A 22,131-nucleotide genomic window follows, 5' to 3' on the forward strand; every position below is an offset into this window, starting at 1 on the left:
CGCGTCGCCCTTCGCGCCATCCGAGGAGACCGCCCGTGATCCGACCCTTCGTCCTGTCCGCCGTGTTCGCTGCCGCGCTAGCCTCGACCGCCACGGCGCAGGTCGTCGTGTCGTCCAAGATCGACACCGAAGGGGGCGTGCTGGGCGAGATGATCCTCGCCGTGCTGACGAATGCGGGGATCGAGACGGATAACCGCCTGCAACTCGGGGCGACGCCGGTCGTGCGGCAGGCGCTGGTCGCGGGAGAGATCGACATCTACCCCGAATACACCAGCAACGCCGCCTTCTTCTTCAACCGCGCCGACGAGCCGATCTGGAAGGACGCCGCCGCCGCCTATGCCGAGGCGAAGGCGCTGGACGCCGAGGCGAACGATCTGGTCTGGCTGACTCCTGCGCCCGCCAACAACACCTGGGGCATGGCCCTGCGCCGCGACGTGGCCGAGCCGGCGGGCGTCACCACTTTTTCGCAGTTCGGCGAATGGGTCGCGAATGGCGGCGAGGTGAAGCTGGCCGCCTCGTCCGAGTTCGTGAACTCGCCCCCCGCGCTGCCCGCGTTCCAGGCGGCTTACGGCTTTACCCTTGGTCCCGACCAGTTGATCGTTCTGTCGGGCGGCGACACGGCGGCGACCATTCAGGCCGCCAGTCGGCAGACGAGCGGCGCCAACGCGGCGATGGTCTATGGCACCGACGGGCAGATCGCCTTCGCCGATCTTGTGGTGCTGGAGGATGACAAGCAGGTGCAGCCCGTTTACCAGCCCGCCCCGGTCATCCGGCAGGAGGTGCTGGCCGAATATCCGCAGATCGAGGAACTGCTGGCCCCCGTCTTCGAAAAGCTGACGCTGGAGACGTTGCAGGATCTCAACGGCAAGGTTCAGGTCGAGGGGCTGTCCGCGTCCGATGTCGCGCAGGAGTTCCTGACCGCGAACGGGCTGCTGCCCTGAGCCGCCGGTGCGGGGCCGGATCTCGATCCTGCTCGTGCCGCTGGCGGCCTCGGCGCTGCTGCCTTTCGCGGTGTTCCGCGCCAACCGGATCGCGGCGGGCGAGCCGCGCAGCCTGATCGAGACGCTGGGAACCGCCGGGGCCTCTGCGGCGCTGCTGGCGCTCGGCCTTGCCATCGCCGCGCTCATGGTGATCCGGCAACCGCTGTGGCGGCTGGGCGTGGCCGTGCCGCTGCTGGTCTCGCTCGTGCTGGCGATGGGCTGGGGCGCCGCCCGGCTAGGGGCCGATGCGCCGACTGCCGCGCGGATAGGGCCGGGGGCAGGCTTCTGGATTGCCCTGACGCTCGCCGGGCTGCTGCTGATCGACGCGCTGGCGCGGCTGCGGCCCGGACCCGCCGCGCGGCTCGGCTTCGCCGCCGGCGCCGTCGCGCTGGTCTGGCTGCTGCTCGGCTCGGGCGTCTTGGCGGAACTCTCGGTCATGGAGGAATACCGCAGCCGCAGCGCCGCGTTCTGGCGCGAGGGGGGGCGGCATCTGTGGCTCGCCTTCGGCTCGTTCGGGGTGGCGATGGCGGCGGGGGTGCCGCTGGGGATCGCGCTGGCCCGCGCCCCGCGCCTGCGCCAGCCGGTGCTGGGGGCGCTGACGGCGGTGCAGACGATCCCGTCCATCGCGCTGTTCGGCATGCTGATCCTGCCGCTGGGCTGGGTCGCGGCGAATCTGCCCGGCGCGGCGGCGCTGGGCATCCGCGGCATCGGCATGGCGCCCGCCTTCGTGGCGCTGCTGCTCTATTCCCTGCTGCCGATCGTCGCCAATACCGTCGCCGGGCTGACCGGGGTGCCCCGCAGCGTGACCGAGGCCGCCGACGGCATGGGCCTGACGCGGCGGGAGCGGCTGTGGCGGGTGGACATTCCGCTGGCCGCGCCGGTCATCGTGGCCGCGGCGCGGATCGTGCTGGTGCAGAATATCGGCATGGCGACGGTCGGCGCGCTGATCGGGGCAGGGGGCTTCGGCACCTTCGTCTTTCAGGGCATCGGCCAGACCGCGACCGACCTGATCCTGCTGGGCGCCCTGCCCACCGTGGCGCTGGCCTTCGTCACCTCGGCAGTGCTGGACGCGGCGGCGGGGCTTCTGCCGGGGGCCGCGCCGTGATCGAGTTCCAGTCGGTCAGCAAGCTCTATGACGGCCTTGCCGCGGTCGACGATGTGTCGCTGACGCTGGAGAGGGGGACGCTGACGGCGGTGGTCGGCACCTCCGGCTCGGGGAAATCGACGCTGCTGCGGATGGTCAACCGGCTGGTCGAGCCGACCTCGGGCCGGGTGCTGATCGACGGGGCCGACACGGCTTCGGTGCCGCCCGCGCAGCTTCGGCGGCGGATCGGCTATGTCATCCAGGATACGGGCCTGTTTCCGCACTGGTCCGCCGCCCGCAACATCGCGACCGTGCCGGAACTGCTCGGCTGGCCGAAGGCGCAGATCCGCGCCCGGGTGCGCGAGTTGATGGAGGTGCTGCAGCTCGATCCCGACGCGATCGGGCCGCGCCGCCCGCACGAGCTGTCGGGCGGGCAGGCGCAGCGGGTCGGCGTCGCCCGCGCGCTTGCTGCCCGGCCCGCACTGCTGCTGATGGACGAGCCCTTCGGCGCGCTTGATCCGGTGATCCGCGGGCAGGCGCAGGCCGACCTGCGCCGGGTGCAGCGGCAGCTTGGCACGACGGTGATCCTCGTGACCCACGACATGGCCGAGGCGATCCGGCTCGGCGACCGTATCGCCGTGATGCGCGAGGGCCGGATCGAGCAGTTCGCCGCCCCGGCCGAGATCATCGCCGCCCCGGCCACGCCCTTCGTCGCCGACCTGCTGGGCGAGGGCGACCGCGCGTTCCGCCTCATGTCCCTGCGCCCCGCGCGGGAGATCGCCGAGCCGGGCGCAGCCGAGGGGCCGATGCTGCCCGCCGGAAGCTCGCTGGCCGAGGCGCTGGCCGAGATGATCTGGACCGGCCGCGACCGCCTGCCCATCGCCGGCCCGGACGGCCGCGCGGTTGGCGTCGTCCGGCGCGATGCGGTGATCCGCGCGGGCCGCCCCGAGGCGGGACCGGAATGAGGCCGGCGGGCGTTCTGCGGCTTGCCCTGCTGGCACTGACGGCGGCCTTCCTGCTGTTCCCGGCCCTGTTCGCGCCGATGCTGCGCCCGCTTGCCCCGCCCAACATGCCGGTGATCTATGACCGTGCGAGCCTGTCCAGCCTCGCCCTGTCGCATCTGGCGCTGGTGGCGGCGGCGATCATCCCCTCGGCGCTGCTGGCGTCCGCGCTGGCGATCCTCGTCACCCGCCCGGCAGGGGCGGAGTTTCTGCCGCTCTCCCGCGCGCTGGTCGGCTTCGGCCAGACCTTCCCGCCCGTGGCCGTGCTTGCGCTGGCGGTGCCGGTGGTCGGCTTCGGGACGTGGCCGACACTGATCGCGCTGTTCCTTTACGGCCTGCTGCCGATCTTCGAGAACGCGCTCGCCGGGCTGACCGGCGTTTCCGGCGCGGTCCGGCTCGCCGCCGACGGCATGGGCATGACGCCGGGCCAGAAGCTGCGCCGGGTCGAGCTGCCGCTGGCGCTGCCGCTGATGATCGAGGGGGTGCGCATTTCCGCCGTGATCGCGGTCTCGACGGCGGCGATCGGCTCGACCGTCGCGGCGCGCAGCCTCGGCGAGGTCATCATCGCCGGGCTGAACGCCAACAACCTGTCCTTCGTGGTGCAGGGCGGGCTGCTGACGGCGGCGCTGGCGTTGATCGTCTATGAGGCGCTGGGCATGGTGGCGGAAGCCGCGCGGAACCGGCTGGGCCTTCCTGCGGAACCCGCATCAAGGCCGGCCGGTTGAGTGGCGATGTAACGAAAGGGACTTTCGCCATGAAATTTCTCGCCGGCCTCTCGGCTCTCGCCCTTCTCGCCAGCCCCGCCGTGGCGCAGGAAGCAGGCACGACGACCTCGGAGCAGATCAATCCGCAGGCCTATATCGGCGTCTGGCACGAGATCGCCAGCTCGCCCATGCCGTTCCAGGCCGCCTGCGAAGGCGGGACGACCGCGTTCTATGAACTGGCCGACGCGGAAACGCTGCGGGTCGTGAACCGCTGCGACACGGCGAACGGGCAGGTCATGGGGGTGATCGGTACGGCCGAGGTGGTGGACGGCAACCTCAACACCTTCGAGGTGACGTTCCCGCAATCGCCCGAGGATGCGCCGGGCGTCAATTACGAGATCGTCGCGGTGGGCGAGGCGCAGGATGGCAGCTATCCTTGGGCCGCCGTCCGTTCGCCGGGCTCGGACTATGCGTGGATTCTGGGCCGTTCGGCCGAACTCGATGCGGCGGACCGCGAGGCGGCCGAGGCGGCGCTGACCGAAGCGGGCGTCGATGTCTCGACCCTGAACGACACCCGGCAGCCGCCCCAGAGCTACGATCCGGCGCAGCCGCCCGCGGCGAACTGAACCGGCTCAGGCGCGGTCGGTGCTGTCCATCCAGATCGTGACCGGCCCGTCATTCAGCAGCGAGACCTTCATCTCGGCCCCGAACTCGCCGGTTTCGACCGGCAGGCCCAGGTCGCGCAGCGCCTGCGCGAAACGCTCGTAAAGCCGCCGCCCCTCGTCAGGGGGTGCGGCGGTCGAAAAGCCGGGGCGGTTGCCGGTGCGGGTATCAGCGGCCAGCGTGAACTGGCTGATGACCAGCGCCGCCCCGCCGACATCCTGCACGGAACGGTTCATCTTGTCCGCCGCGTCGCGGAAGATCCGCAGCTTTGCGACCCGCGCCGCCAGCTTGTCGGCGGCGGCGTCGTCATCGCCCTGCATCGCGCAGACCAGCACCAGCAGCCCCGGCCCGATGCGGCCCACCTCGCGCCCCTCGACCTCGACCGAGGCATGGGCGACCCGCTGGATGAGCGCCCGCATCTCAGCGGCCCAGCATGACGCCGAGCACCACCGCCATCAGCCCGATCATCGAGGCGCCGAGCGCGCCCATGTTGACCGCGACGACCTTCTGCATCCGCGCCCGCATCGCCCCGTCCTCCAGCTTCGCGCGCTTGGCGCGGCCGACGGTGACGATGCACCAGACGATGCCCAGCAGCCCCGCGAGGGTCAGCAGGGCGCCGCCCCAGATCAGCAGGTCGAATACGGTCATCGCGCGGCTCCTCGGCCCTGGTGAAGCACTCCGCTGCGGCCTAGCGGCGATTGCGCGGCCCGGCAAGACGGCCTAAGGGTCGCGCCCTGACGGATCGCGGCCAAGCCGCGCGCAAGAGCGAACGGGGACAGGATGCAGGACGACACCAGCTACGGCGTCGCGGCCGGAGAGCTGCGGCAGTTCATCGAGCAATACGAACAGCTGGACGCCGAAAAGAAGGACGTGGCCGAGCGCCAGAAGGAGCTGATGGCCGAAGCGAAGGCGCGCGGCTACGACACCAAGGTGATGCGCAAGGTCATCGCCCTGCGCAAGCGTGACAAGGACGACGTGGCCGAGGAAGAGGCGATCCTGGAGATGTACAAGTCCGCACTCGGGATGCAGTGACGGCAGGACAGGGCGAGCGGCCCTGGCGCCCGGCGCGGCGTCGGGCGCTGCCCTCCCGCTGCCGTGGATGCGCGTTCCGCCGGGCTCCGGTGATCTGACGGCCGGAGTGCTGCGTCTTCGCAACGCCCCGCCCGCAGGCTGCGCGTCTCGTGTGGACCTCGGGCCGGTCGTGGTGAAATATGGCCTCCAGTGGAGGAGGCGACATGACCCAGATCGACCTGAACTCGGACCTCGGGGAAGGTTTCGGCCCGTGGAAGATGGGCGACGACGCGGCGATGCTGTCGCTCGTCTCCAGCGCGAACGTCGCGGCGGGCGGCCATGCCAGCGATCCCGAGACGATGTTCGCGACCCTGACACTGGCGAAGGAACGCGGCGTCGTCGTGGGTGCCCATCCCGGCTATCCCGACCGCGAGGGGTTCGGGCGGCGCGTCATCCCGATGCGCCCCGAGGAGATCGGGCGCATGGTCGCGGCGCAGACGGGCGCGCTGTCCGCGCTGGCGGCGCTGGCGGGGACGAAGGTGCGCTTCGTCAAGCCGCACGGGGCGCTGGGGAATCTTGCCGCCGCCGATGCGGACGTCGCCCAAGCCATCGCCGGGGCGGTGCGCGGGGTGGATCGCGGCCTTTCCATTCTCGCGATTTCCGGCACGGCGCTGGAACATGCCGCGCGGGACGCCGGTGTGGAGGTGTTCTCGGAAATCTTCGCGGACCGGGCCTATCTGCCCAGCGGTCAACTCGTTCCGCGCAGCCAGCCGGGCGCGGTGCTGCATGATGTCGAGGCGGTGGCGCAGCGGCTCATCACCTTCCTGCAGGACCGCCGGATGCCGGTGCTGGACGGCGAGCCGATCGAGCTTGCGGCCGATTCCATCTGCGTGCACAGCGACACGCCCGGCGCGGTCGAGATCGCGCGGAAGCTGCGCACGCGGCTGGAAGCGGCGGGCGTCACCATCGCCCCGTTCCTGAAGGACTGACGCCCGTGACATTGCGCTTTGCGCCCGTGGCCGAACACGCCCTTCTGGTGGAACTGGGCGAGACCATCGACGACGCGACCAGCGACCGGGTAGTCGCGCTGGACCGCGCCCTGGCCGCCTCGCCGCCGCCCGGCCTGCGGGAGGTGGTGCCGGGGATGGTCAACCTGCTGGTGGATTTCGACCCCATCGTCACCGACCACCGCGAGATCGAGGCGGCGGTCCGCGCCTGCCTCGCCCGCCCCGCGCCCGAGGGCCGGACGGGCGGCCTGCGCGAGGTCGAGATCTGCTACGATCCCGATCTGGGCCCCGACCTGTCCGCCGTGGCCGAGGCCAAGGGGATCAGCGTCGATGACGTGATCGCCGCGCATCTGGGCGGCGACTACACGGTGCGGATGTATGGCTTCACCCCCGGCTATGCCTACATGTCGGGCACCCCCGCCGCGATCCAGCTGCCGCGCAAGCCGGCGGCGATCCGGGGCGTTCCGGCGGGCAGCGTCATCATCGCCGGGCCGCAATGCATCGTCACCACGCTGCTGATGCCCGCCGGCTGGTGGGTGATCGGCCGCTCGCCCACCCGGATCCTGACTGGCGACGAGGACCGACCGTTCCTTTTTGACGTGGGCGATCACGTGCGGATGCGCCGCATCTCGCGCGAGGAATACGAACGCAAATCGGCGGAGAACGCATGACCACCACCCGCCTTCGCGTGACCTTCGCCGGACCGCATGTCTCGTATCAGGACGGCGGCCGCCTCGGCCTGATGCGCTTCGGGGTTCCCGAGTCGGGGCCGATGGACCGCACTGCCCACGCCGCCGCGAACCTTGCCATCGGCAACCCGGCGGAGGCGACCGCCATCGAGGTCTCTCCCGCCGGTCTCACCGTCGAGTGTCTGGAGGGCGGCGTCACCTTCGCGGTGGCGGGCGGCGGCTTCGTGATGGACCACGCCGGAACCCGCGCCAGCGTGTGGGAAGCCCGAACGCTCCGCGCGGGCGAGACGCTGCAGATCCGGCGCGGCCACTGGGGAAGCTGGACCTATCTCGCCCTCGCCGGAGAGGTGCAGGCGCCCGTCTGGCTGGGACACACGGCCACGCACACGACCTCGGGCTTCGGCGGCGGCCTGCTGGCGACGGGGGCCGAGATCACCGTCGAAGACAGCCGGATCGAACCTGCGCGCGAGCGCAGCTTTCCGTGCCCCGTCTTCGCCCGGCCGACCGGCCATGCCCGCATCGTGCTGGGCCCGCAGCACCATCATCTGCAACCCGAGGCGATCACCGCGCTGCTTTACGGCGCGCACCAGCTTTCGGATTCCTATGACCGCATGGGTGTGCGCCTGCGCGGCCCGACGCTGCCGATGCGCGACGCGCTGTCGATCCCGTCCGAGCCGATCGTCGCGGGCTCCATCCAGGTCGCGGGCGACGGGGTCGCCACGCTGCTGCTGCGCGACCACCAGACCACCGGCGGCTACCCCAAGATCGCGACGGTCGTCGCCGCCGATCTGGACCGCACGGTGCAGCTTCGGCCGCGCAGCCGGATCGCCTTCGACGCGGTCTCGCCCGAGTCGGCGGTCCGCATCGCCCGGCTCCATGCGCGGCAGCGCGAGGCATGGCTGGCGACGCTTTCCAAGAGGCGCTGACGAGGCAGGACCGATGAAGTAGGCGGGATTTGCCCGGATCTGGCGGAAATTGGCTTACCTTCATCAGCGTATGTAACATAATTGCCACAGGAACGAAGCGAGAAGCCGGGCGGCCACGGGACAAACGCGGAAGGCGAGCCTATGTCCACTCCATCAACGAAAACGGAGTGATTTCCATGATCAGAACTTCCTTCCTCGCCGCCGCCGCTCTGGCCGGCACCGCGACCATCGCCGCTGCGGGCGGCTATGTCGCCCCCGTCGTCGAAGCCGAACCGGCCGCGCCGATCGTCGTGGCTCCGGTCACGCCGACGCTGGACTGGACCGGCTTCTACGCTGGTGCGCAGATCGGCAAGGTTGACGGCGAGATCGAAGGCGTCGATGACTACGATGGCAAGCACTTTGGCGTGCACGCCGGCTACCTGCGCGACTTCGGCCGCTTCGTCGGCGGTGCCGAGCTGTCCTATGACAAGCTCGACGACCTCGAGGTGGACAACTCGACCATCGACGGCGATGGCGACCTGATCCGCGCCAAGCTTCTCGCGGGTTACGACGCAGGTCGGATCCTGCCCTACGCGACCATCGCCGTCTCGCATCTCGACGTTGACTTCAACGGCTTCAGCGACAGCGAAACCGGCTTCGGCTATGGCGTCGGCGTGAAATTCGCCGTCTCGCCGCGCTTCCTGGTCGGCGCCGAGTGGATGCGCAACGACTTCGAGTTCTCGGAGGCTGGCACCGATTTCGACATCGAAGCCGACACGTTCAGCATCAACGCTTCGTACAAGTTCTGAGCCTCTCTCTAGGCTTGAACAAGGAAAGGCGCCGCATCTGCGGCGCCTTTTTTCTGGCCTCCCGTCGAGCGGATGAACGCAGCCTTATTGGCCTGGCGCAGCGTCGGGACCTTATTTCGAAAATATTGGTGCCGGTTGCAGGAATCGAACCCGCGACCTTCTGATTACAAATCAGCTGCTCTACCAGCTGAGCTAAACCGGCCGTGACGTGATGCCTAGCGCGCGCCGCCCGCCCGCGCAACATGTCCCTGCGTTTGACTGTGGCGGCGTTGCGGTTAGTGTGCGCCGCGCCGGCCACGGGGCCTGAGAACAAGGACGGACGATGAAGGCGGCATTCTACCTGGGCGTTCACGGAACCGAGCCCGAGCGCACGATCCGCGCGCTGATGGACAATCGCGGCTGGCTGCTCGAGAACGGGGTCGAGCCGATCCCCCCCTCGCGCCATCGCGGCCTGTTCGAGGAGGCGCTCGCGGCCCTGTCCGGCGGGGCGGCGACCCCGGAGATGGAGGAGGTGCTGCTCGATTCCATCCTCGACAGCGACGATCCGCAGCGCATCATCATCTCGCAGCCGGCGCTGATCGGGGTTCCGGCCCGCTGCCTGGCCGAGCCGGGCTTCTTCGCCGCCGCCGGTCCCAAGATGGTGGCCGCCGCGAACCTCTTTCCCGGTGCCGACGCCGAGTTCTTCATGGCGCTGCGCAATCCCGCGACGCTGATCCCCTTCATGCTGGACAAGATCGATCCCGGCCGCGCCGGTCAGCTGATGGCGGGGCGCGATCCCGAATCGATGCGGTGGGCCCCGGCGATCCGCCAGATCCTGCAATCCATCGGCCGGCGGCGGCTGGTGCTGTGGTGCCATGAGGATTCGCCGCTGATCTGGCCCGAGGTGCTGCGCCGCCTCTCCACCATCCCGGCGGACGTGCCGCTGCGGGCCGGGCTGGCGGCGCTGGCCGACGTGCTGACCGACGACGGCATGACCGAGCTGCGCGCCGCGCTGAAGGCCGCGCCGCGGCTGACGATCGATTCCCGCCGCGACATCTTCTCGCAGACGCTCGAACGCCACGCCCGGCGCGACGCGATCGAGACGACGATCATCCTGCCCGGCTGGACGCAGGACCGCGTGGACCGGATGACCGCCGCCTATGACGAGGACGTGGCCGAAATCGCGGCCCTTCCGGGGGTCGAGTTCATCGCCCCCTGAGCGAAGGCTCAAGCGGCTTTGCGCCGCGGCATCGAGGGAGGTGGTAGGCCCGGAGGGACTCGAACCCCCAACCAAGGCGTTATGAGCGCCCTGCTCTGACCATTGAGCTACAGGCCCGGCCGCCGGTCGTTTCGGGTCCGGTGTTGCGGCTGTCGCAAATGTGGGTTTGCGGGTCAAGTCAAACTGTCCTAAGGCAGCGAAAACCGGGTCAGTGGGGATTTCATGAGCATCAGCTATCGCGACGCGGGCGTGGACATCGACGCGGGCAATGCGCTTGTGGACAGGATCGGGCCGGCGGCGGCGGCCACGAAGCGGCCGGGCGTGATGGCGGGGCTGGGCGGCTTCGGCGCGCTGTTCGATCCCCGCGCGGCGGGCTACGACGATCCGGTGCTGGTCGCCGCGACCGATGGCGTCGGCACCAAGCTGCGGATCGCGATCGACACCGGCATCGTGGACAGGGTGGGCATCGACCTCGTGGCGATGTGCGTCAACGATCTGGTCTGCCAGGGGGCCGAGCCGCTGTTCTTCCTCGACTACTTCGCCACCGGCAAGTTGAGCGTGGACGAGGCCGCTCGCGTGATCGAGGGGATCGCCGAGGGCTGCCGGTTGTCCGGCTGCGCGCTGATCGGCGGCGAGACGGCCGAAATGCCGGGCATGTATGCGGCAGGCGACTTCGATCTCGCGGGCTTCGCGGTCGGCGCGATGCAGCGCGGGACGGAGCTGCCGCGCGGCGTCGCGGATGGCGACGTGCTGCTGGGGCTGCGCTCGGACGGGGTGCATTCCAACGGGTTTTCGCTGGTCCGCAAGGTGGCCGAGGCGGCGGGGCTGGGCTGGAACGACGCCAGCCCCTTCGGCGAAGGCACGCTGGGCGAGGCGCTGCTGACGCCGACCCGGCTCTATGTCCGCCCGGTGCTTCAGGCGATCCGCGCGGGCTGCGTCCATGCCGCGGCCCATATCACCGGCGGCGGGTTGACCGAAAACCTGCCGCGCGTGCTGCCCGAAGGGCTGGGGGCGCAGGTGGACCTGGATGCCTGGACGCTGCCGCCGGCCTTCGCGTGGCTGGCGGAAGCTGGCGGGATCACGCAGACGGAGATGCTCAAGACCTTCAACAGCGGCATCGGCATGGTGCTGGTGGTCGCCGCCGACGCCGCCGAGGTGGTCGAGACGCTGCTGGTGGAGCAGGGCGAATCCGTGGTGCGGCTGGGGCATGTCGCACCCGGCGAGGGAGTGGATTATCGCGGCCAGCTTCGGTGAAGCGGGTCGCCATCCTGATCTCGGGGGGCGGGTCGAACATGATCCGCCTCGTCGAAAGCATGACCGGGGATCACCCGGCGCGGCCGGTGCTGATCGCTTCGAACGATCCCTTCGCCGCCGGGCTGGCGAAGGCCGAGGCGATGGGCGTTCCGACCGCCGCCGTGGATCACCGGGGCTTTAGGGGTGACCGCGCGGCGTTCGAGGCGGCGCTGCTCGGGCCGCTTCTGGACGCGCGGCCGGACATCCTGTGCCTTGCCGGGTTCATGCGTATCCTGACGCCCGGCTTCGTGGAGCGGTTCCAGGGGCAGATGCTGAACATCCACCCCTCGCTGCTGCCGAAATATCCGGGGCTGCACACCCATGCCCGCGCGCTGGAGGCGGGCGATGCCGAGGCGGGCTGCACCGTGCATCTGGTGACGCCGGTGCTGGACGATGGCCCCGTCCTGGGACAGGCGCGGGTGCCCGTGCTGGCGGGCGACACGCCGGATGCCCTTGCCGCGCGGGTGCTGACGGCGGAACACCGGCTCTACCCCGCCGTGCTGCGCCGCTTTGCGGCGGGGCAGGCGGGGCGGATCGACCTCTAGGCGCTACTTCTCGGGCACCAGGCCGCGCGGCGCGAAGCGCAGCACCAGCAGCAGGACCAGCCCCATCGCGATGAAGCGCATATGCGGGGCGCTGCCCATCAGGTGAGATTTCAGCGCCCCCGCCTCCATCGGCGCGGTGATGACGGCCATCATTGCGGGGCCCCAGATCTCGGCCTTGATCCACAGATACCAGATCAGCACCGCACCCAGCACCGCGCCCCAGTTGTTGCCGGACCCGCCGACGATCACCATGACCCAGACGAGGAAGGTGTAGCGCAGCGGGTTGTAGCCGGCGGGGTTCAACAGCCCGTCCAGCGTCACCATCATCGCGCCCGCAAGGCCGATCACCGCCGCGCCGATCACGAAGACCTGCAGATGCCGGCGGGTCACGTTCTTGCCCATGGCTTCAGCCGCAACCTCGTTGTCGCGGATGGCGCGCATCATCCGCCCCCAGGGGGAGCGCTGCGCGAGTTCCGACAGCGCGATCAGCGCCAGAACGATGACGATGAACAGCGCCGCATAGCTGAGCTTGACCCAGATGCCGGAGGCCGTCGCCAGATCCATTCCCCAGCCGGCCACGCGGGCCTGAAACGCAGGGTCGGCCTGAAGCTCCAGCTCATAGGGCACCGGACGCGGGATGCCGCTCATGTTGAGGACGCCGCGCGCCAGCCAGCCCTCGTTGCGCATCACGGCGACGATGATCTCTCCGATCCCGAGCGTGGCGATGGCGAGGTAGTCCGAGCGCAGCCCCAGCGCGACCTTGCCGACGCCCCATGCCGCCGCAGCGGCCAGCAGCCCGCCCACCGGCCAGCTGAGCAGCACCGGCCAGCCGAGCCCGCCGATATTGCCGGCCTTGGCGGGGTTGTTCGCCTCGATCGCGATGACGGCAGGGTCGAACAGGAAACGGTAGATGACGAAGCCCACGCCGACGACCGCGAAGGCGGCCCAGAACTTCCACGCGCGGGGCACACGCCGGGCCACGATCGTCGCGAGCACCAGCGTCAGCAGCCCGACGACCAGCGCCAGCACGACGCGGACGCCGCCCGCATCCCACGCGCCGGGAACCGGCGCCGTCGAGATCAGCACCGGGGCGAGGCCGCCCAGCGCGAGGAACCCGACCACCCCGGCGTTGAACAGCCCGCCATAGCCCCAGGTGATGTTTACCCCCAGCGCCATGATCGCCGACAATAGCCCCATGTTGAGAATGCCGAGCGCGCTGTTCCAGCTGCCCGAGAACAGCGCGTTGGACAGGCTGCCTTCCAGCACGAACAGCACGACCAGCACGGCCAGCAGGGCAGGTGCGCGCCAGGGGTTTGCGGCGGCGGATTGACGAGAGCCGGACATCGCTGTCTCCTCAGACTGACTTGCCGCGGAAAAGGCCGGTGGGCCGGAACAGCAGCACCACGATCAGGATCACGAAGCTGACCGCGAACTTGTATTCGGTGGACAGAAGCTGCAGCAGCCCGTCAGGCTGCCATGTGGGAAACAGATAGCCGGCGATCTTCTTCCAGGGGTAGGTGACGGCCACCTCGGAAAAGGCGATGATGAAGCCGCCCGCGACCGCCCCGGTCGGACTGCCGAGGCCGCCGACGATGGCGGCGGCGAAGATCGGCAGCAGGATCTGGAAGTAGTTGAAGGCCTTGAACGACTTGTCGAGCCCGTAAAGCGTGCCGGCCATCACCGCCAGCGCCGTCGCGATGATCCACGTCATCCGAACCACCCGCTCCGGGTCGATGCCGGACAGCAGCGCCAGATCCTCGTTGTCGGAATAGGCCCGCATCGCCTTGCCGGACCGGGTGCGGTTCAGGAACCGGAACAGCGCCCAGCAGGACAGCGCCGCGACGATCAGCGTGATGGCTTGCGTGGTGCGGAACGACAGCCCCTCGGCCAGCCCGCTCCATGCCTTGAACTGCTGGACCGAGATGATGAAGCGCGCGCCATCGTCGAAGCGGATCTCCTCGACCCCGATCACGAGGCGGGTCAGGCCGTTCATCACGAACATGACGCCGACAGAGGCCATCACCAGCACGATCGGATCGGCCCGGACGCGGCGGTAATGGCGATAGACCCAGCGGTCTGTCATCAGCACCAGCGCGGCGGTCAGGGCGATGCCGAAGGGCAGCGCCAGCAGCGCCGTCGGGATCGGGCCCAGGCTGACGCCCATCGCCTGCAATGCCCAGGTCAGCAGGATCACCATCGCGGTGCCGAAGGCCATCGTGTCGCCATGGGCGAAGTTCGAGAACCGCAGGATGCCGTAGATCAGCGTCACCCCCAGCGCCCCCAGCGCAAGCTGGCTGCCATAGGCGGCGGCGGGGATGACAACGAAGTTGAGGATCGCGACCAGCGCGTTGGCGATATCCATCAGCGGATCTCCTGGGCCGGCGGGACCGTGGCGCGGCGGCGCGCGGCGTTCGGAATGGAAACGGCGGGCATCGGGTCAGCCCCCCAGGAAGGTGCGGCGCACCTCGGGGTTCGCCAGCAGCGCGGCGCCGGTGTCGGTGTAGCGGTTGGTGCCCTGCACCAGCACATAGCCGATATCGGCGATCTCCAGCGCCTGGCGGGCGTTCTGCTCGACCATCAGGATGGAGATGCCGCTGCGGGCGATCTCGATGATGCGGTCGAACAGCTCGTCCATGACGATGGGCGAGACGCCGGCGGTCGGCTCGTCCAGCATCAGCAGCTTGGGCTGGGTCATCAGCGCCCGGCCAACGGCGACCTGCTGGCGCTGGCCGCCGGACAGTTCGCCCGCCGCCTGCTTGCGCTTCTGTGCGACCGCGGGGAACAGCGTATAGACCTGATCCATCGTCTGGCGGAAATCATCCTCGCGGATATAGGCGCCCATCTGAAGGTTCTCCTCGACCGTCATCGAGGGGAAGACGTTGGCGACCTGCGGCACGAAGCCCATCCCGGCCCGCACCCGGTCCTGCGGGTTCAGCGCCGAGATGTCGTTCCCGTCCAGTTGCACCGCGCCTTCGCGCAGGTCCAGCATCCCGAAGATCGCCTTCATGGCGGTGGACTTGCCCGCGCCGTTCGGGCCGACGATCACCGCGATCTGGCCGCGATCGACGGTGATCGTGCAGCCATGCAGGATGTCGGCCTTGCCGTAACCGCCGCGCAGGGCCGTGGCGGCAAGGAAGGGCGCCGCGCCCGAGCCGGGTTGCACCGCGCCGCTGCGGCGGGTGCCGTCAACCGTGCCGCGCCCCTTGGGGTTGACCACCGATGCGTCACGGTTGCCGCGATTGCCGAAGCCGTGATCCGTGTCGCTCATGCCTGAACCATGTCCTTGTTCTTCAGGCCGCGGCCCAGATAGGCCTCGATCACCGCCTCGTTCTCCATGATGTGGGCGGCGGGACCTTTGGCCAGCACCTTGCCTTCGGCCATGACGATGACGGGATCGCAAAGCTTGCCGATGAAATCCATGTCGTGCTCGATCACGCAGAAGGTATAGCCGCGCTCGCGGTTCAGGCGGACGATGGCGTCGCCGATGGTGCCCAGCAGGCTGCGGTTCACGCCCGCGCCGACCTCGTCGAGGAACACCACCTTCGCCTCGACCATCATGCAGCGGCCGAGTTCGAGCAGCTTCTTCTGCCCGCCGGAGAGGTTGCCCGCCTTCTCGTCGGCGACGTGGCTGATGGTCAGGAACTCCAGCACCTCGTCGGCGCGCCTGCGCAGGGCGACTTCCTCGCCGCGGATGCGGGCGCGGCCGAGCCACGTCTTCCACAGCGTCTCGCCCGACTGGCCCGCCGGAACCATCATCAGGTTCTCGCGGACGGAGAGCGAGCCGAATTCGTGCGCCATCTGGAAGGTCCGCAGCAGCCCCTTGTGGAACAGCTCGTGCGGCGGCAGGCCGGTGATGTCCTCGCCGTCCATGATGACGCGCCCCGAAGTGGGGGGCAGCACACCCGCGATGACGTTGAACAGCGTGGACTTGCCGGCCCCGTTGGGGCCGATCAGGCCGGTGATCGAGCCGGTCTCGATCGTCAGGCTGGCACCATCCACGGCGCGAAACCCGCCGAAATGCCGGTGCAGGTCCTGGACCTCTATCATGTTTCCCCCTGCGCTTCGCGTTTCAGCCCGCGAAGTCCATGCCGCCGTGTTGGTCCGGCGTGCGTTTCAGGACGTAGCCCCTGCGCCGCCCCGTACGGACGGCGCAGGGGCGCAGCGATCAGTGGATCTTGACGACGTTGATGGTGCCGTCCGGGAAATCGACCTCGCGGTAGATGCCGGCGCTTTCGCCGGGGCCGACCAGCTCGACCGAGGTCGCGCCGACATAGTCGATGTCGGTGCCCGCCGCGAGAAGTTCGAGCGCCTTGCCAAGCTCGCCCGGCATGATCGGCTCGCCCGGCGCGTTGGCGACGTTCATCACCTGATCCTTGTAGACCTTGGGATCCGAGGACTTTGCGGCCTGCATCGCCAGCAGCATCAGCGCGGTCGCGTCATAAGCCTCGGCAGCGAAGGCGGCGTTGCCGTCGAAGCCCGCCGCCTCGGCATTCGCCACGAAGGTCTCGCGCCCCTCGCCCTCGGCCGAGGGGTTCTGCCCGAACGAGCTCGACAGTTCGGTGCCGAAGCGGTCCACCAGCGCCTGGCTGATCATCCCGTCCGGGAACACGAAGGTATCGAACGCGCCCGAATCCAGCGCGCCGCGCACGATGCCCGATCCGCCCTGATCGACATAGCCCGCCACGACCAGCGCATCGCCCCCGGCGGCGGCCAGCGCCGCGACCTCGGCCGAATAGTCGGCCTTGCCGTCGTCATGCGCGGCCATGATCGTGACGGTGCCGCCCGCTTCCTCGTAGAAGCGTTTGAACGCCTCGGCCAGACCCTTGCCGTAGTCGTTGTTGGTGTAGGTCACGGCCGCGTTGTCCACGCCGCGCGACATCATGATGTCGGTCATGACCTCGCCCTGCCGCGCGTCTGACGGCGAGGTGCGGAAGAAATAGCCCTGATCCTCGATGTCGCTCAGCGCGGGCGAGGTGGCCGAGGGCGAGATCATCACCATCCCGTTCGGCACCGCCACGCGTTCGAGGCTGGCGATCGTCTCGCCCGAGCACATGCCGCCCATGATCCCGTTCACCCGCTCGGAGGTGACCAGCCGCTCGACCGTGGCGACCGAGGCGGCGGCGTCGGCGCAGGTGTTGTCGCCCTGCACGCTGGTGACGTTCGCCCCGTCCAGGAGGTTGCCCGAGTCGTTGACCTCCTTGATGGCCAGTTCGGCGCCGTTGGTGATGTCCGGCGCCATCGATTCCAGCGGTCCGGTATAGCCCATGGAAATGCCGATCTTGACATCCTGCGCCGAGGCGCCGGCGGTCAGCGCGGCCACCGCGGCGGTGGCCAGGAAAAACTTCTTCATTCTCTCTCTCCCTGTCAGACGGACATTCGTCCTTGACGTCACGGTAGAGGCGGCGTTTCCAAAAGAAAAGCGTCATGAAAGCGGTCGGACGGGGCGTCACGGACGTGGCGAACGCAAGGGTTTTGTTTGCTGCCCGCAATGCCTATAACATTGCGAACTTCGGAGGACCGACATGGCCCAGAGCAACGCCATACCCCAGCCTGCCACCACTGCCCCCGCTTGGGACCGGGCCGGATGGCGCCGGTTTCCGCGCATCCAGATGCCCGAATACACCGACCCGCAGGCGCTGAGCGCGGTCGAGGCGCAGCTGCGCCAGTATCCCCCGCTGGTCTTCGCCGGCGAGGCCCGCCGCCTCAAGGCCGAGCTGGCGAACGTCGCCGCCGGCAAGGCGTTCCTGCTTCAGGGGGGCGACTGCGCCGAAAGCTTCGCCCAGTTCTCGGCCGACAACATCCGCGACACCTTCAAGGTGATGCTGCAGATGGCGGTCGTCCTGACCTGGGGCGCGCAGCTTCCGGTGGTCAAGGTCGGCCGGATGGCCGGTCAGTTCGCCAAGCCCCGCAGCGCCCCGACCGAGATCGTGGACGGGGTGGAACTGCCCAGCTATCGCGGCGACATCATCAACGGCTTCGACTTCACCGCCGCCTCGCGCGTGCCCGACCCGCAGCGGATGCTGCAGGCCTACACGCAGGCCGCAGCCTCGCTGAACCTGCTGCGGGCATTTTCGACCGGCGGTTTTGCCGACATCCACCGGGTGCAGAGCTGGATCGCGGATTTCACCGACGGCCCCGAGGCGGCGCGCTACCGCGACATCGCGGACCGGATCAGCGACGCGATGGCGTTCATGCAGGCCGCCGGTGTGACCGCCGAGACGGCGCATGAACTTGGCACGGTGGAGTTCTACACCAGCCACGAGGCGCTGCTGCTGGAATACGAGGAGGCGCTGGCCCGGATCGATACCACCACCGGCCTGCCGATCGCCGGCTCGGGCCACATGATCTGGATCGGGGACCGCACCCGCCAGATCGACGGCGCCCATATGGAATTCTGCCGCGGCGTCCAGAACCCGCTGGGGCTGAAATGCGGGCCGACGATCTCGACCTCGGACCTCAAGACGCTGATCGCCACGCTGAACCCGCAGAACGAGCCGGGCCGGCTGACGCTGATCGCCCGCTTCGGGGCCGGCAGCGTCGGCGACCACCTGCCGCGCCTGATCCGCGCCGTGCAGGAGGAAGGCGCGAACGTCGTCTGGTCCTGCGATCCGATGCACGGCAACACGATCAAGTCGGCCTCGGGCTACAAGACCCGGCCCTTCGATTCGGTGCTGCGCGAGGTCTGCGAGTTCTTCAAGGTCCATCAGGCCGAAGGCACGGTGCCCGGCGGCGTCCATTTCGAGATGACCGGCAGCGACGTGACCGAATGCACCGGCGGTGTCCGGGCGGTGACGGACGAGGATCTGCAATCGCGCTATCACACCGCTTGCGATCCGCGCCTGAACGCCAGCCAGTCGCTGGAACTGGCGTTCCTGGTGGCCGAGGAGCTGCGCACCCGCCGCACCAACGGCCAGAACGGGCTGCGTCAGGCGGGTTGACCGTCCGACGCGCGAACTTTGGGCGCGGCTGAAAGGCCGCGCCTTTTGCTTGCGCGGATCGTCCCGTTGAAGCGCCGATCAGCCGGACGGATCGGACGGAATCACGCGGAACAGCGCCCGCCGTTCTTCGGGCGTGGGCGGCAGGTCAGGCGCGGGCGTGACCGACGCGCGGGTCCGCCCGATGAACGGATCGGACGCCCGCCATAGTTCCTGCGATTCGGCCAGTTCGTGATCCGAGGGCTGCGGCGTCAGCACCCGCGCCCCGGCGATCACCGGCTCGACCTTGTCCGCCACGATGTCGAAGCGGCGCGGACCGCGGCCGATCTCTCCGGCGGTGACGAGGCACCCCAGCGCCCGCGTGACATCCCCCAGATCCGAGCGCAGCGGCAGGATGAGCATGTGACCGTGAAGCTCGGGCCGCCCGTAGCCGGGAAGGGAGAGCAGCGTCAGCTCGGCGATCTGCGGACCCTTGAAGACGGTGTCCAGCACGTCCGACAGCCGCCCGCGCGAGCCCGCGTTCAGGACCGAGCAGAGCGGCATCCCCCGCACCTCCATCCCCATCAGGTCCACCAGGTGCCGCCCGGCCAGCCGGAAGCGGGCGGCGCCCGGTGCGATGCGTTCAAGGATGAAGGCGAAGTCCAGCCCCTCGCGGATGCCGGCGGGCTGCACGTCGGCCCGCGTCGGAACCGCGCGCCCGTGACGGATGCTGTCCCAGTAGCCGCGCAGATGCGCCAGCACCTGTGCGGGCTGCACCGGGCCGCGCCCCGCGATACGGATCACCGGGCTGGCCGTATCCTTGCCGGGCGTCTGGCTGTCGCTTCGATCATCGGGCATATGTGGTTCCACAAGGGCCGGGGCGGGCCTTTCCCACCAACGCCAGACTAGCGCGATCGTTGCGGCTTGCTAAGGCAATTTGTTGACGAATGGTTAAGCGCCGATGAGCCGCGGCGCCGCGCCATCGGGGCTTGCCCAAGGGCGGGGGCTGGGCCATTCAGTCCCCGCAATCGGACCCGCGAGAAGGACGCCTCATGGACCGCATCGGCCTGCTCATCATCCTGTCGTCGCCCTCGGGCGCGGGGAAATCGACGCTGGCGCGGCGGCTGATGGCGTGGGACCCGGCGCTGAAATTCTCGGTCTCGGCCACGACACGGGCGCCCCGCGCCGGCGAGGTCGAGGGGCGCGACTACTACTTCACTGACCACGCCAGCTTCCGCGAGATGGTGGCTCGGGGGCGGATGCTGGAACATGCCGAGGTGTTCGACAATCTCTACGGCAGCCCCAGCGCGCCCGTCGAGCAGGCGATCGCGGAAGGCCGCGACACGCTGTTCGACGTGGACTGGCAGGGCGGCCAGCAGATCCGCGCCTCGGCCCTCGGCGGGCAGGTCGTGTCGATCTTCGTCCTGCCGCCCAGCCTTGCAGAGCTGGAACGCCGCCTGCGCGGCCGCGGCCAGGACAGCGAGGAGGTGATCGCGGACCGGATGTGGAAAAGCCGGGCCGAGATCAGCCACTGGGCCGAATACGACTATGTGCTGGTCAACAACGACCTGGACGAGACGGAGCGGAACCTGCGCGCCATCCTGACCGCCGAACGGCTGCGGCGGGACCGGCAGCGCGGTCTCGGCGCGTTCGTGAAATCGCTGATGGAGGAGGAACGGGCATGATCTGGGAACTGGACGGCGTGGCGCCGAAGCTGGGCAATGGCGTGTGGGTCGCGCCCGACGCGCAGGTGATGGGCCGGGTGATGCTGGAGGACGAGGTCAGCGTCTGGTGGGGCGCCGTGCTGCGCGGCGACAGCGACGATATCCGCGTGGGCGCCGGGTCCAACGTGCAGGATCATGCGGTCTTCCACGTCGATCCGGGCCATCCGCTGACCATCGGCGCGAACGTGACCGTGGGCCACCGGGCGATCCTGCATGGCTGCACCGTCGGCGACGGGGCGCTGATCGGGATGGGCGCGATCGTGCTGAACGGCGCGGTGATCGGGCCGGGCGCGCTGATCGGCGCGGGGGCGCTGATCCCCGAAGGCAAGCAGATCCCCGCCGGGGCGCTGGTGATGGGCGCGCCCGGCAAGGTGGTGCGGATGCTCGACGATGAGGCGCAGGCCGGGTTGCTGAAATCGGCCGAGGGCTATCGGACACGGGCGCGGCAATACCGCGCCGGGTTGCGCCGGATCGACTGACGGAAGGGCGACGACGACATGGAAATCCGCCATCTGCGTCAACTGGCCGACGCGGTGCCGGTGGCCATGCTGGTGGTGGACCGCCGCTCGCGGGTGATCGCGGCCAACCAGGCGGCGAATGCGATCTTCGGGCCGTCGCTGACCGACCGGCCCTTCGTCACGGTCGTCCGGCATCCTTCGGTGAACCACGCGCTGGACTGGGTGCTGGACCCCGAATCCGGCCCGCCGCCCCATGACGATCCCGACCTGCCGCCGCCGGGGCCGACGATCCAGAAGCTGCGCGCCACGCTGTCCGCGCAGGGGCGCGACCGGGCCTGCGTCGTCACGGTCGGGCCGCTGGTGATCGACGGCGCGCGCGGCGCCTCGATCGCCATCGAGGACAGCAGCGGGGTCGAACAGGCCGAGCAGATGCGCCGCGATTTCGTCGCCAACGTGAGCCACGAGCTGCGCACGCCGCTGACCGCGCTGATGGGCTTCATCGAGACGCTGCGCGGCCCGGCGCGCAACGATCCCGCCGCCCGCGACCGCTTCCTCGACATCATGGAGCGCGAGGCGAACCGGATGAACCGCCTCGTCGCCGACCTGCTGTCGCTGAGCCGGGTCGAGGGGGACGAGCGCCGCCGCCCGGTGCAGGACGTGGATCTTTCCGGGATGGTGCGCAGCGTGGCGGCGACGCTCGCCCCCGCCGCCCGCAATGCGGGCGTGAGCCTGGATGTGGAGAAGGTGCCCACGGAGCCGGTGATCATCGCGGGCGACAACGACCAGATCTTGCAGGTGTTCCACAACCTGATCGAGAACGCGGTCAAATACGGCGGCAGCGGCGGGGTGGTCCGGCTGAGCCTTGCCCATGTCCCCCACGAGCCGGTGCTGCGCGGCCCCGGCTGGGCCGTCACCGTCGCGGACGAGGGCGAGGGGATCGACCCGCTGCACCTGCCCCGTCTGACGGAACGGTTCTACCGCGCGGACACCCACCGCTCGCGCGAGAAGGGCGGCACGGGGCTGGGGCTCGCTATCGTCAAACACATCATCAACCGCCATCGTGGCCGGCTGCGGATCGAAAGCGAGAAGGGGCAGGGCAGCCGCTTCACGGTGATCCTGCCCGAGCGGAAGGGCCGGGGCTAGGCG

General features: G+C 69.5%; 25 protein-coding genes and 2 tRNA genes. 17 read left to right on the forward strand and 10 right to left on the reverse strand.

Translation table 11 applies throughout. The features are described 5' to 3' along the window. Positions 1-35: 35 nt before the first annotated feature. From KTN05_RS00750 to KTN05_RS00770, 5 genes are read left to right on the forward strand one after another with little or no spacing between them, the layout of a single operon-like run. Entirely contained in the window at positions 36-941 is a 906-nt protein-coding gene (locus tag KTN05_RS00750; RefSeq protein ID WP_217327451.1) for an ABC transporter substrate-binding protein, read from the forward strand. Positions 942-948: 7 nt separating this feature from the next. Beyond that, complete coding sequence (locus KTN05_RS00755) at positions 949-2,085, forward strand: ABC transporter permease (protein WP_217327452.1); 1,137 nt, start codon at positions 949-951, stop codon at positions 2,083-2,085. Continuing rightward, entirely contained in the window at positions 2,082-3,029 is a 948-nt protein-coding gene (locus tag KTN05_RS00760; protein ID WP_217327453.1) for an ABC transporter ATP-binding protein, read from the forward strand. The genes KTN05_RS00755 and KTN05_RS00760 overlap by 4 nt, the downstream gene beginning before the upstream one ends. Next, entirely contained in the window at positions 3,026-3,790 is a 765-nt protein-coding gene (locus KTN05_RS00765) for an ABC transporter permease (protein ID WP_217327454.1), read from the forward strand. Before KTN05_RS00760 ends, KTN05_RS00765 begins: the two co-directional genes overlap by 4 nt. A gap of 29 nt (positions 3,791-3,819) precedes the next feature. Then, on the forward strand, positions 3,820-4,395 hold the full coding sequence (locus KTN05_RS00770; RefSeq protein ID WP_217327455.1) for a lipocalin family protein: 576 nt from the start codon (positions 3,820-3,822) through the stop codon (positions 4,393-4,395). Positions 4,396-4,401: 6 nt separating this feature from the next. On the opposite strand, the gene dtd is transcribed toward KTN05_RS00770, so the two are convergent. Beyond that, on the reverse strand, positions 4,402-4,851 hold the full coding sequence (dtd, locus tag KTN05_RS00775; protein WP_217327456.1) for a D-aminoacyl-tRNA deacylase: 450 nt from the start codon (positions 4,849-4,851) through the stop codon (positions 4,402-4,404). A 1-nt stretch (position 4,852) separates the two neighbouring features. Continuing rightward, on the reverse strand, positions 4,853-5,080 hold the full coding sequence (locus KTN05_RS00780) for a hypothetical protein (RefSeq protein WP_217327457.1): 228 nt from the start codon (positions 5,078-5,080) through the stop codon (positions 4,853-4,855). Positions 5,081-5,212: 132 nt separating this feature from the next. Between KTN05_RS00780 and KTN05_RS00785 the strand changes: the two genes are divergently transcribed. From KTN05_RS00785 to KTN05_RS00805, 5 genes are all read left to right on the forward strand, one after another. Continuing rightward, positions 5,213-5,464 carry a DUF2312 domain-containing protein gene (locus KTN05_RS00785; RefSeq protein ID WP_217327458.1) on the forward strand — a complete coding sequence of 84 codons (252 nt, stop codon included), beginning with the start codon at positions 5,213-5,215 and terminating at the stop codon, positions 5,462-5,464. A 203-nt stretch (positions 5,465-5,667) separates the two neighbouring features. After that, a complete protein-coding gene (locus KTN05_RS00790; RefSeq protein WP_217327459.1) occupies positions 5,668-6,432 on the forward strand; it encodes a LamB/YcsF family protein in 765 nt (254 codons plus the stop codon). A gap of 5 nt (positions 6,433-6,437) precedes the next feature. Then, positions 6,438-7,121: an allophanate hydrolase subunit 1 gene (locus tag KTN05_RS00795; protein ID WP_217327460.1), complete on the forward strand. Its 684-nt coding sequence runs from the start codon at positions 6,438-6,440 to the stop codon at positions 7,119-7,121. Further along, a complete protein-coding gene (locus KTN05_RS00800) occupies positions 7,118-8,065 on the forward strand; it encodes a biotin-dependent carboxyltransferase family protein (RefSeq protein ID WP_217327461.1) in 948 nt (315 codons plus the stop codon). Before KTN05_RS00795 ends, KTN05_RS00800 begins: the two co-directional genes overlap by 4 nt. A gap of 176 nt (positions 8,066-8,241) precedes the next feature. Beyond that, entirely contained in the window at positions 8,242-8,853 is a 612-nt protein-coding gene (locus tag KTN05_RS00805) for an outer membrane protein (RefSeq protein WP_217327596.1), read from the forward strand. 126 nt (positions 8,854-8,979) lie between these two features. Here KTN05_RS00805 and KTN05_RS00810 read toward each other — a convergent pair. Continuing rightward, positions 8,980-9,055 (reverse strand) — tRNA-Thr (locus KTN05_RS00810). Positions 9,056-9,175: 120 nt separating this feature from the next. On the opposite strand from KTN05_RS00810, the gene KTN05_RS00815 reads away from it, so the two are divergent. Continuing rightward, a complete protein-coding gene (locus tag KTN05_RS00815; protein WP_217327462.1) occupies positions 9,176-10,051 on the forward strand; it encodes a hypothetical protein in 876 nt (291 codons plus the stop codon). Between the two features lie 41 nt (positions 10,052-10,092). Here the strand turns inward: KTN05_RS00815 and KTN05_RS00820 are convergent. After that, a tRNA-Ile gene (locus KTN05_RS00820) sits at positions 10,093-10,168 on the reverse strand. Between the two features lie 105 nt (positions 10,169-10,273). Between KTN05_RS00820 and purM the strand changes: the two genes are divergently transcribed. After that, entirely contained in the window at positions 10,274-11,305 is a 1,032-nt protein-coding gene (gene purM, locus KTN05_RS00825; RefSeq protein WP_217327463.1) for a phosphoribosylformylglycinamidine cyclo-ligase, read from the forward strand. Continuing rightward, positions 11,302-11,889 (forward strand): phosphoribosylglycinamide formyltransferase, encoded by a 588-nt coding sequence (gene purN / locus KTN05_RS00830; protein ID WP_217327464.1) that lies wholly within the window; start codon positions 11,302-11,304, stop codon positions 11,887-11,889. The genes purM and purN overlap by 4 nt, the downstream gene beginning before the upstream one ends. 3 nt (positions 11,890-11,892) lie before the next feature. Here purN and KTN05_RS00835 read toward each other — a convergent pair whose 3' ends face one another. The 5 genes from KTN05_RS00835 to KTN05_RS00855 form a co-directional block, all read right to left on the reverse strand. After that, positions 11,893-13,233: a branched-chain amino acid ABC transporter permease gene (locus tag KTN05_RS00835; RefSeq protein WP_217327465.1), complete on the reverse strand. Its 1,341-nt coding sequence runs from the start codon at positions 13,231-13,233 to the stop codon at positions 11,893-11,895. Positions 13,234-13,243: 10 nt separating this feature from the next. Continuing rightward, complete coding sequence (locus tag KTN05_RS00840) at positions 13,244-14,251, reverse strand: branched-chain amino acid ABC transporter permease (RefSeq protein ID WP_217327466.1); 1,008 nt, start codon at positions 14,249-14,251, stop codon at positions 13,244-13,246. A 75-nt stretch (positions 14,252-14,326) separates the two neighbouring features. Continuing rightward, positions 14,327-15,157 carry an ABC transporter ATP-binding protein gene (locus tag KTN05_RS00845; RefSeq protein WP_217327467.1) on the reverse strand — a complete coding sequence of 277 codons (831 nt, stop codon included), beginning with the start codon at positions 15,155-15,157 and terminating at the stop codon, positions 14,327-14,329. Then, the gene (locus KTN05_RS00850) at positions 15,154-15,936 is read right to left on the reverse strand and encodes an ABC transporter ATP-binding protein (protein ID WP_217327468.1); all 783 of its coding nucleotides are present in this window, start codon (positions 15,934-15,936) and stop codon (positions 15,154-15,156) included. Before KTN05_RS00850 ends, KTN05_RS00845 begins: the two co-directional genes overlap by 4 nt. Positions 15,937-16,054: 118 nt before the next feature. Then, on the reverse strand, positions 16,055-17,239 hold the full coding sequence (locus tag KTN05_RS00855; protein ID WP_217327469.1) for an ABC transporter substrate-binding protein: 1,185 nt from the start codon (positions 17,237-17,239) through the stop codon (positions 16,055-16,057). A 172-nt stretch (positions 17,240-17,411) separates the two neighbouring features. Between KTN05_RS00855 and KTN05_RS00860 the strand changes: the two genes are divergently transcribed. Next, positions 17,412-18,827 (forward strand): class II 3-deoxy-7-phosphoheptulonate synthase, encoded by a 1,416-nt coding sequence (locus KTN05_RS00860; RefSeq protein WP_217327470.1) that lies wholly within the window; start codon positions 17,412-17,414, stop codon positions 18,825-18,827. 78 nt (positions 18,828-18,905) lie between these two features. On the opposite strand, the gene KTN05_RS00865 is transcribed toward KTN05_RS00860, so the two are convergent. Then, the gene (locus KTN05_RS00865; protein WP_217327471.1) at positions 18,906-19,661 is read right to left on the reverse strand and encodes a PAS domain-containing protein; all 756 of its coding nucleotides are present in this window, start codon (positions 19,659-19,661) and stop codon (positions 18,906-18,908) included. 194 nt (positions 19,662-19,855) lie between these two features. Here KTN05_RS00865 and gmk point away from each other — a divergent pair, with 194 nt between their 5' ends. Genes gmk through KTN05_RS00880 form a run of 3 tightly spaced genes read left to right on the forward strand, consistent with a single transcriptional unit; the run spans position 19,856 to position 22,128 of the window. Next, positions 19,856-20,488 (forward strand): guanylate kinase, encoded by a 633-nt coding sequence (gene gmk / locus KTN05_RS00870; RefSeq protein WP_217327472.1) that lies wholly within the window; start codon positions 19,856-19,858, stop codon positions 20,486-20,488. Then, entirely contained in the window at positions 20,485-21,006 is a 522-nt protein-coding gene (locus KTN05_RS00875) for a gamma carbonic anhydrase family protein (RefSeq protein WP_217327473.1), read from the forward strand. The genes gmk and KTN05_RS00875 overlap by 4 nt, the downstream gene beginning before the upstream one ends. Before the next feature lie 18 nt (positions 21,007-21,024). Then, positions 21,025-22,128, forward strand: coding sequence for a cell wall metabolism sensor histidine kinase WalK (locus tag KTN05_RS00880; RefSeq protein WP_217327474.1), 1,104 nt, complete (start codon positions 21,025-21,027; stop codon positions 22,126-22,128). Positions 22,129-22,131 lie beyond the last annotated feature (3 nt).

Source organism: Paracoccus sp. Z118 (assembly GCF_019061185.1).
Classification (GTDB): domain Bacteria; phylum Pseudomonadota; class Alphaproteobacteria; order Rhodobacterales; family Rhodobacteraceae; genus Paracoccus.

Excerpts from the sequence above, each read along its gene's own strand:
- KTN05_RS00765 (WP_217327454.1), top strand. The coding sequence starts at position 3,026 with ATGAGGCCGGCGGGCGTTCTGCGGCTTGCCCTGCTGGCACTGACGGCG.
- KTN05_RS00770 (WP_217327455.1), top strand. The coding sequence starts at position 3,820 with ATGAAATTTCTCGCCGGCCTCTCGGCTCTCGCCCTTCTCGCCAGCCCC.
- dtd (WP_217327456.1), bottom strand. The coding sequence starts at position 4,851 with ATGCGGGCGCTCATCCAGCGGGTCGCCCATGCCTCGGTCGAGGTCGAG.
- KTN05_RS00780 (WP_217327457.1), bottom strand. The coding sequence starts at position 5,080 with ATGACCGTATTCGACCTGCTGATCTGGGGCGGCGCCCTGCTGACCCTC.
- KTN05_RS00785 (WP_217327458.1), top strand. The coding sequence starts at position 5,213 with ATGCAGGACGACACCAGCTACGGCGTCGCGGCCGGAGAGCTGCGGCAG.
- KTN05_RS00790 (WP_217327459.1), top strand. The coding sequence starts at position 5,668 with ATGACCCAGATCGACCTGAACTCGGACCTCGGGGAAGGTTTCGGCCCG.
- KTN05_RS00800 (WP_217327461.1), top strand. The coding sequence starts at position 7,118 with ATGACCACCACCCGCCTTCGCGTGACCTTCGCCGGACCGCATGTCTCG.
- KTN05_RS00805 (WP_217327596.1), top strand. The coding sequence starts at position 8,242 with ATGATCAGAACTTCCTTCCTCGCCGCCGCCGCTCTGGCCGGCACCGCG.
- KTN05_RS00815 (WP_217327462.1), top strand. The coding sequence starts at position 9,176 with ATGAAGGCGGCATTCTACCTGGGCGTTCACGGAACCGAGCCCGAGCGC.
- purM (WP_217327463.1), top strand. The coding sequence starts at position 10,274 with ATGAGCATCAGCTATCGCGACGCGGGCGTGGACATCGACGCGGGCAAT.
- KTN05_RS00835 (WP_217327465.1), bottom strand. The coding sequence starts at position 13,233 with ATGTCCGGCTCTCGTCAATCCGCCGCCGCAAACCCCTGGCGCGCACCT.
- KTN05_RS00840 (WP_217327466.1), bottom strand. The coding sequence starts at position 14,251 with ATGGATATCGCCAACGCGCTGGTCGCGATCCTCAACTTCGTTGTCATC.
- KTN05_RS00845 (WP_217327467.1), bottom strand. The coding sequence starts at position 15,157 with ATGAGCGACACGGATCACGGCTTCGGCAATCGCGGCAACCGTGACGCA.
- KTN05_RS00850 (WP_217327468.1), bottom strand. The coding sequence starts at position 15,936 with ATGATAGAGGTCCAGGACCTGCACCGGCATTTCGGCGGGTTTCGCGCC.
- KTN05_RS00855 (WP_217327469.1), bottom strand. The coding sequence starts at position 17,239 with ATGAAGAAGTTTTTCCTGGCCACCGCCGCGGTGGCCGCGCTGACCGCC.
- KTN05_RS00860 (WP_217327470.1), top strand. The coding sequence starts at position 17,412 with ATGGCCCAGAGCAACGCCATACCCCAGCCTGCCACCACTGCCCCCGCT.
- KTN05_RS00865 (WP_217327471.1), bottom strand. The coding sequence starts at position 19,661 with ATGCCCGATGATCGAAGCGACAGCCAGACGCCCGGCAAGGATACGGCC.
- gmk (WP_217327472.1), top strand. The coding sequence starts at position 19,856 with ATGGACCGCATCGGCCTGCTCATCATCCTGTCGTCGCCCTCGGGCGCG.
- KTN05_RS00875 (WP_217327473.1), top strand. The coding sequence starts at position 20,485 with ATGATCTGGGAACTGGACGGCGTGGCGCCGAAGCTGGGCAATGGCGTG.
- KTN05_RS00880 (WP_217327474.1), top strand. The coding sequence starts at position 21,025 with ATGGAAATCCGCCATCTGCGTCAACTGGCCGACGCGGTGCCGGTGGCC.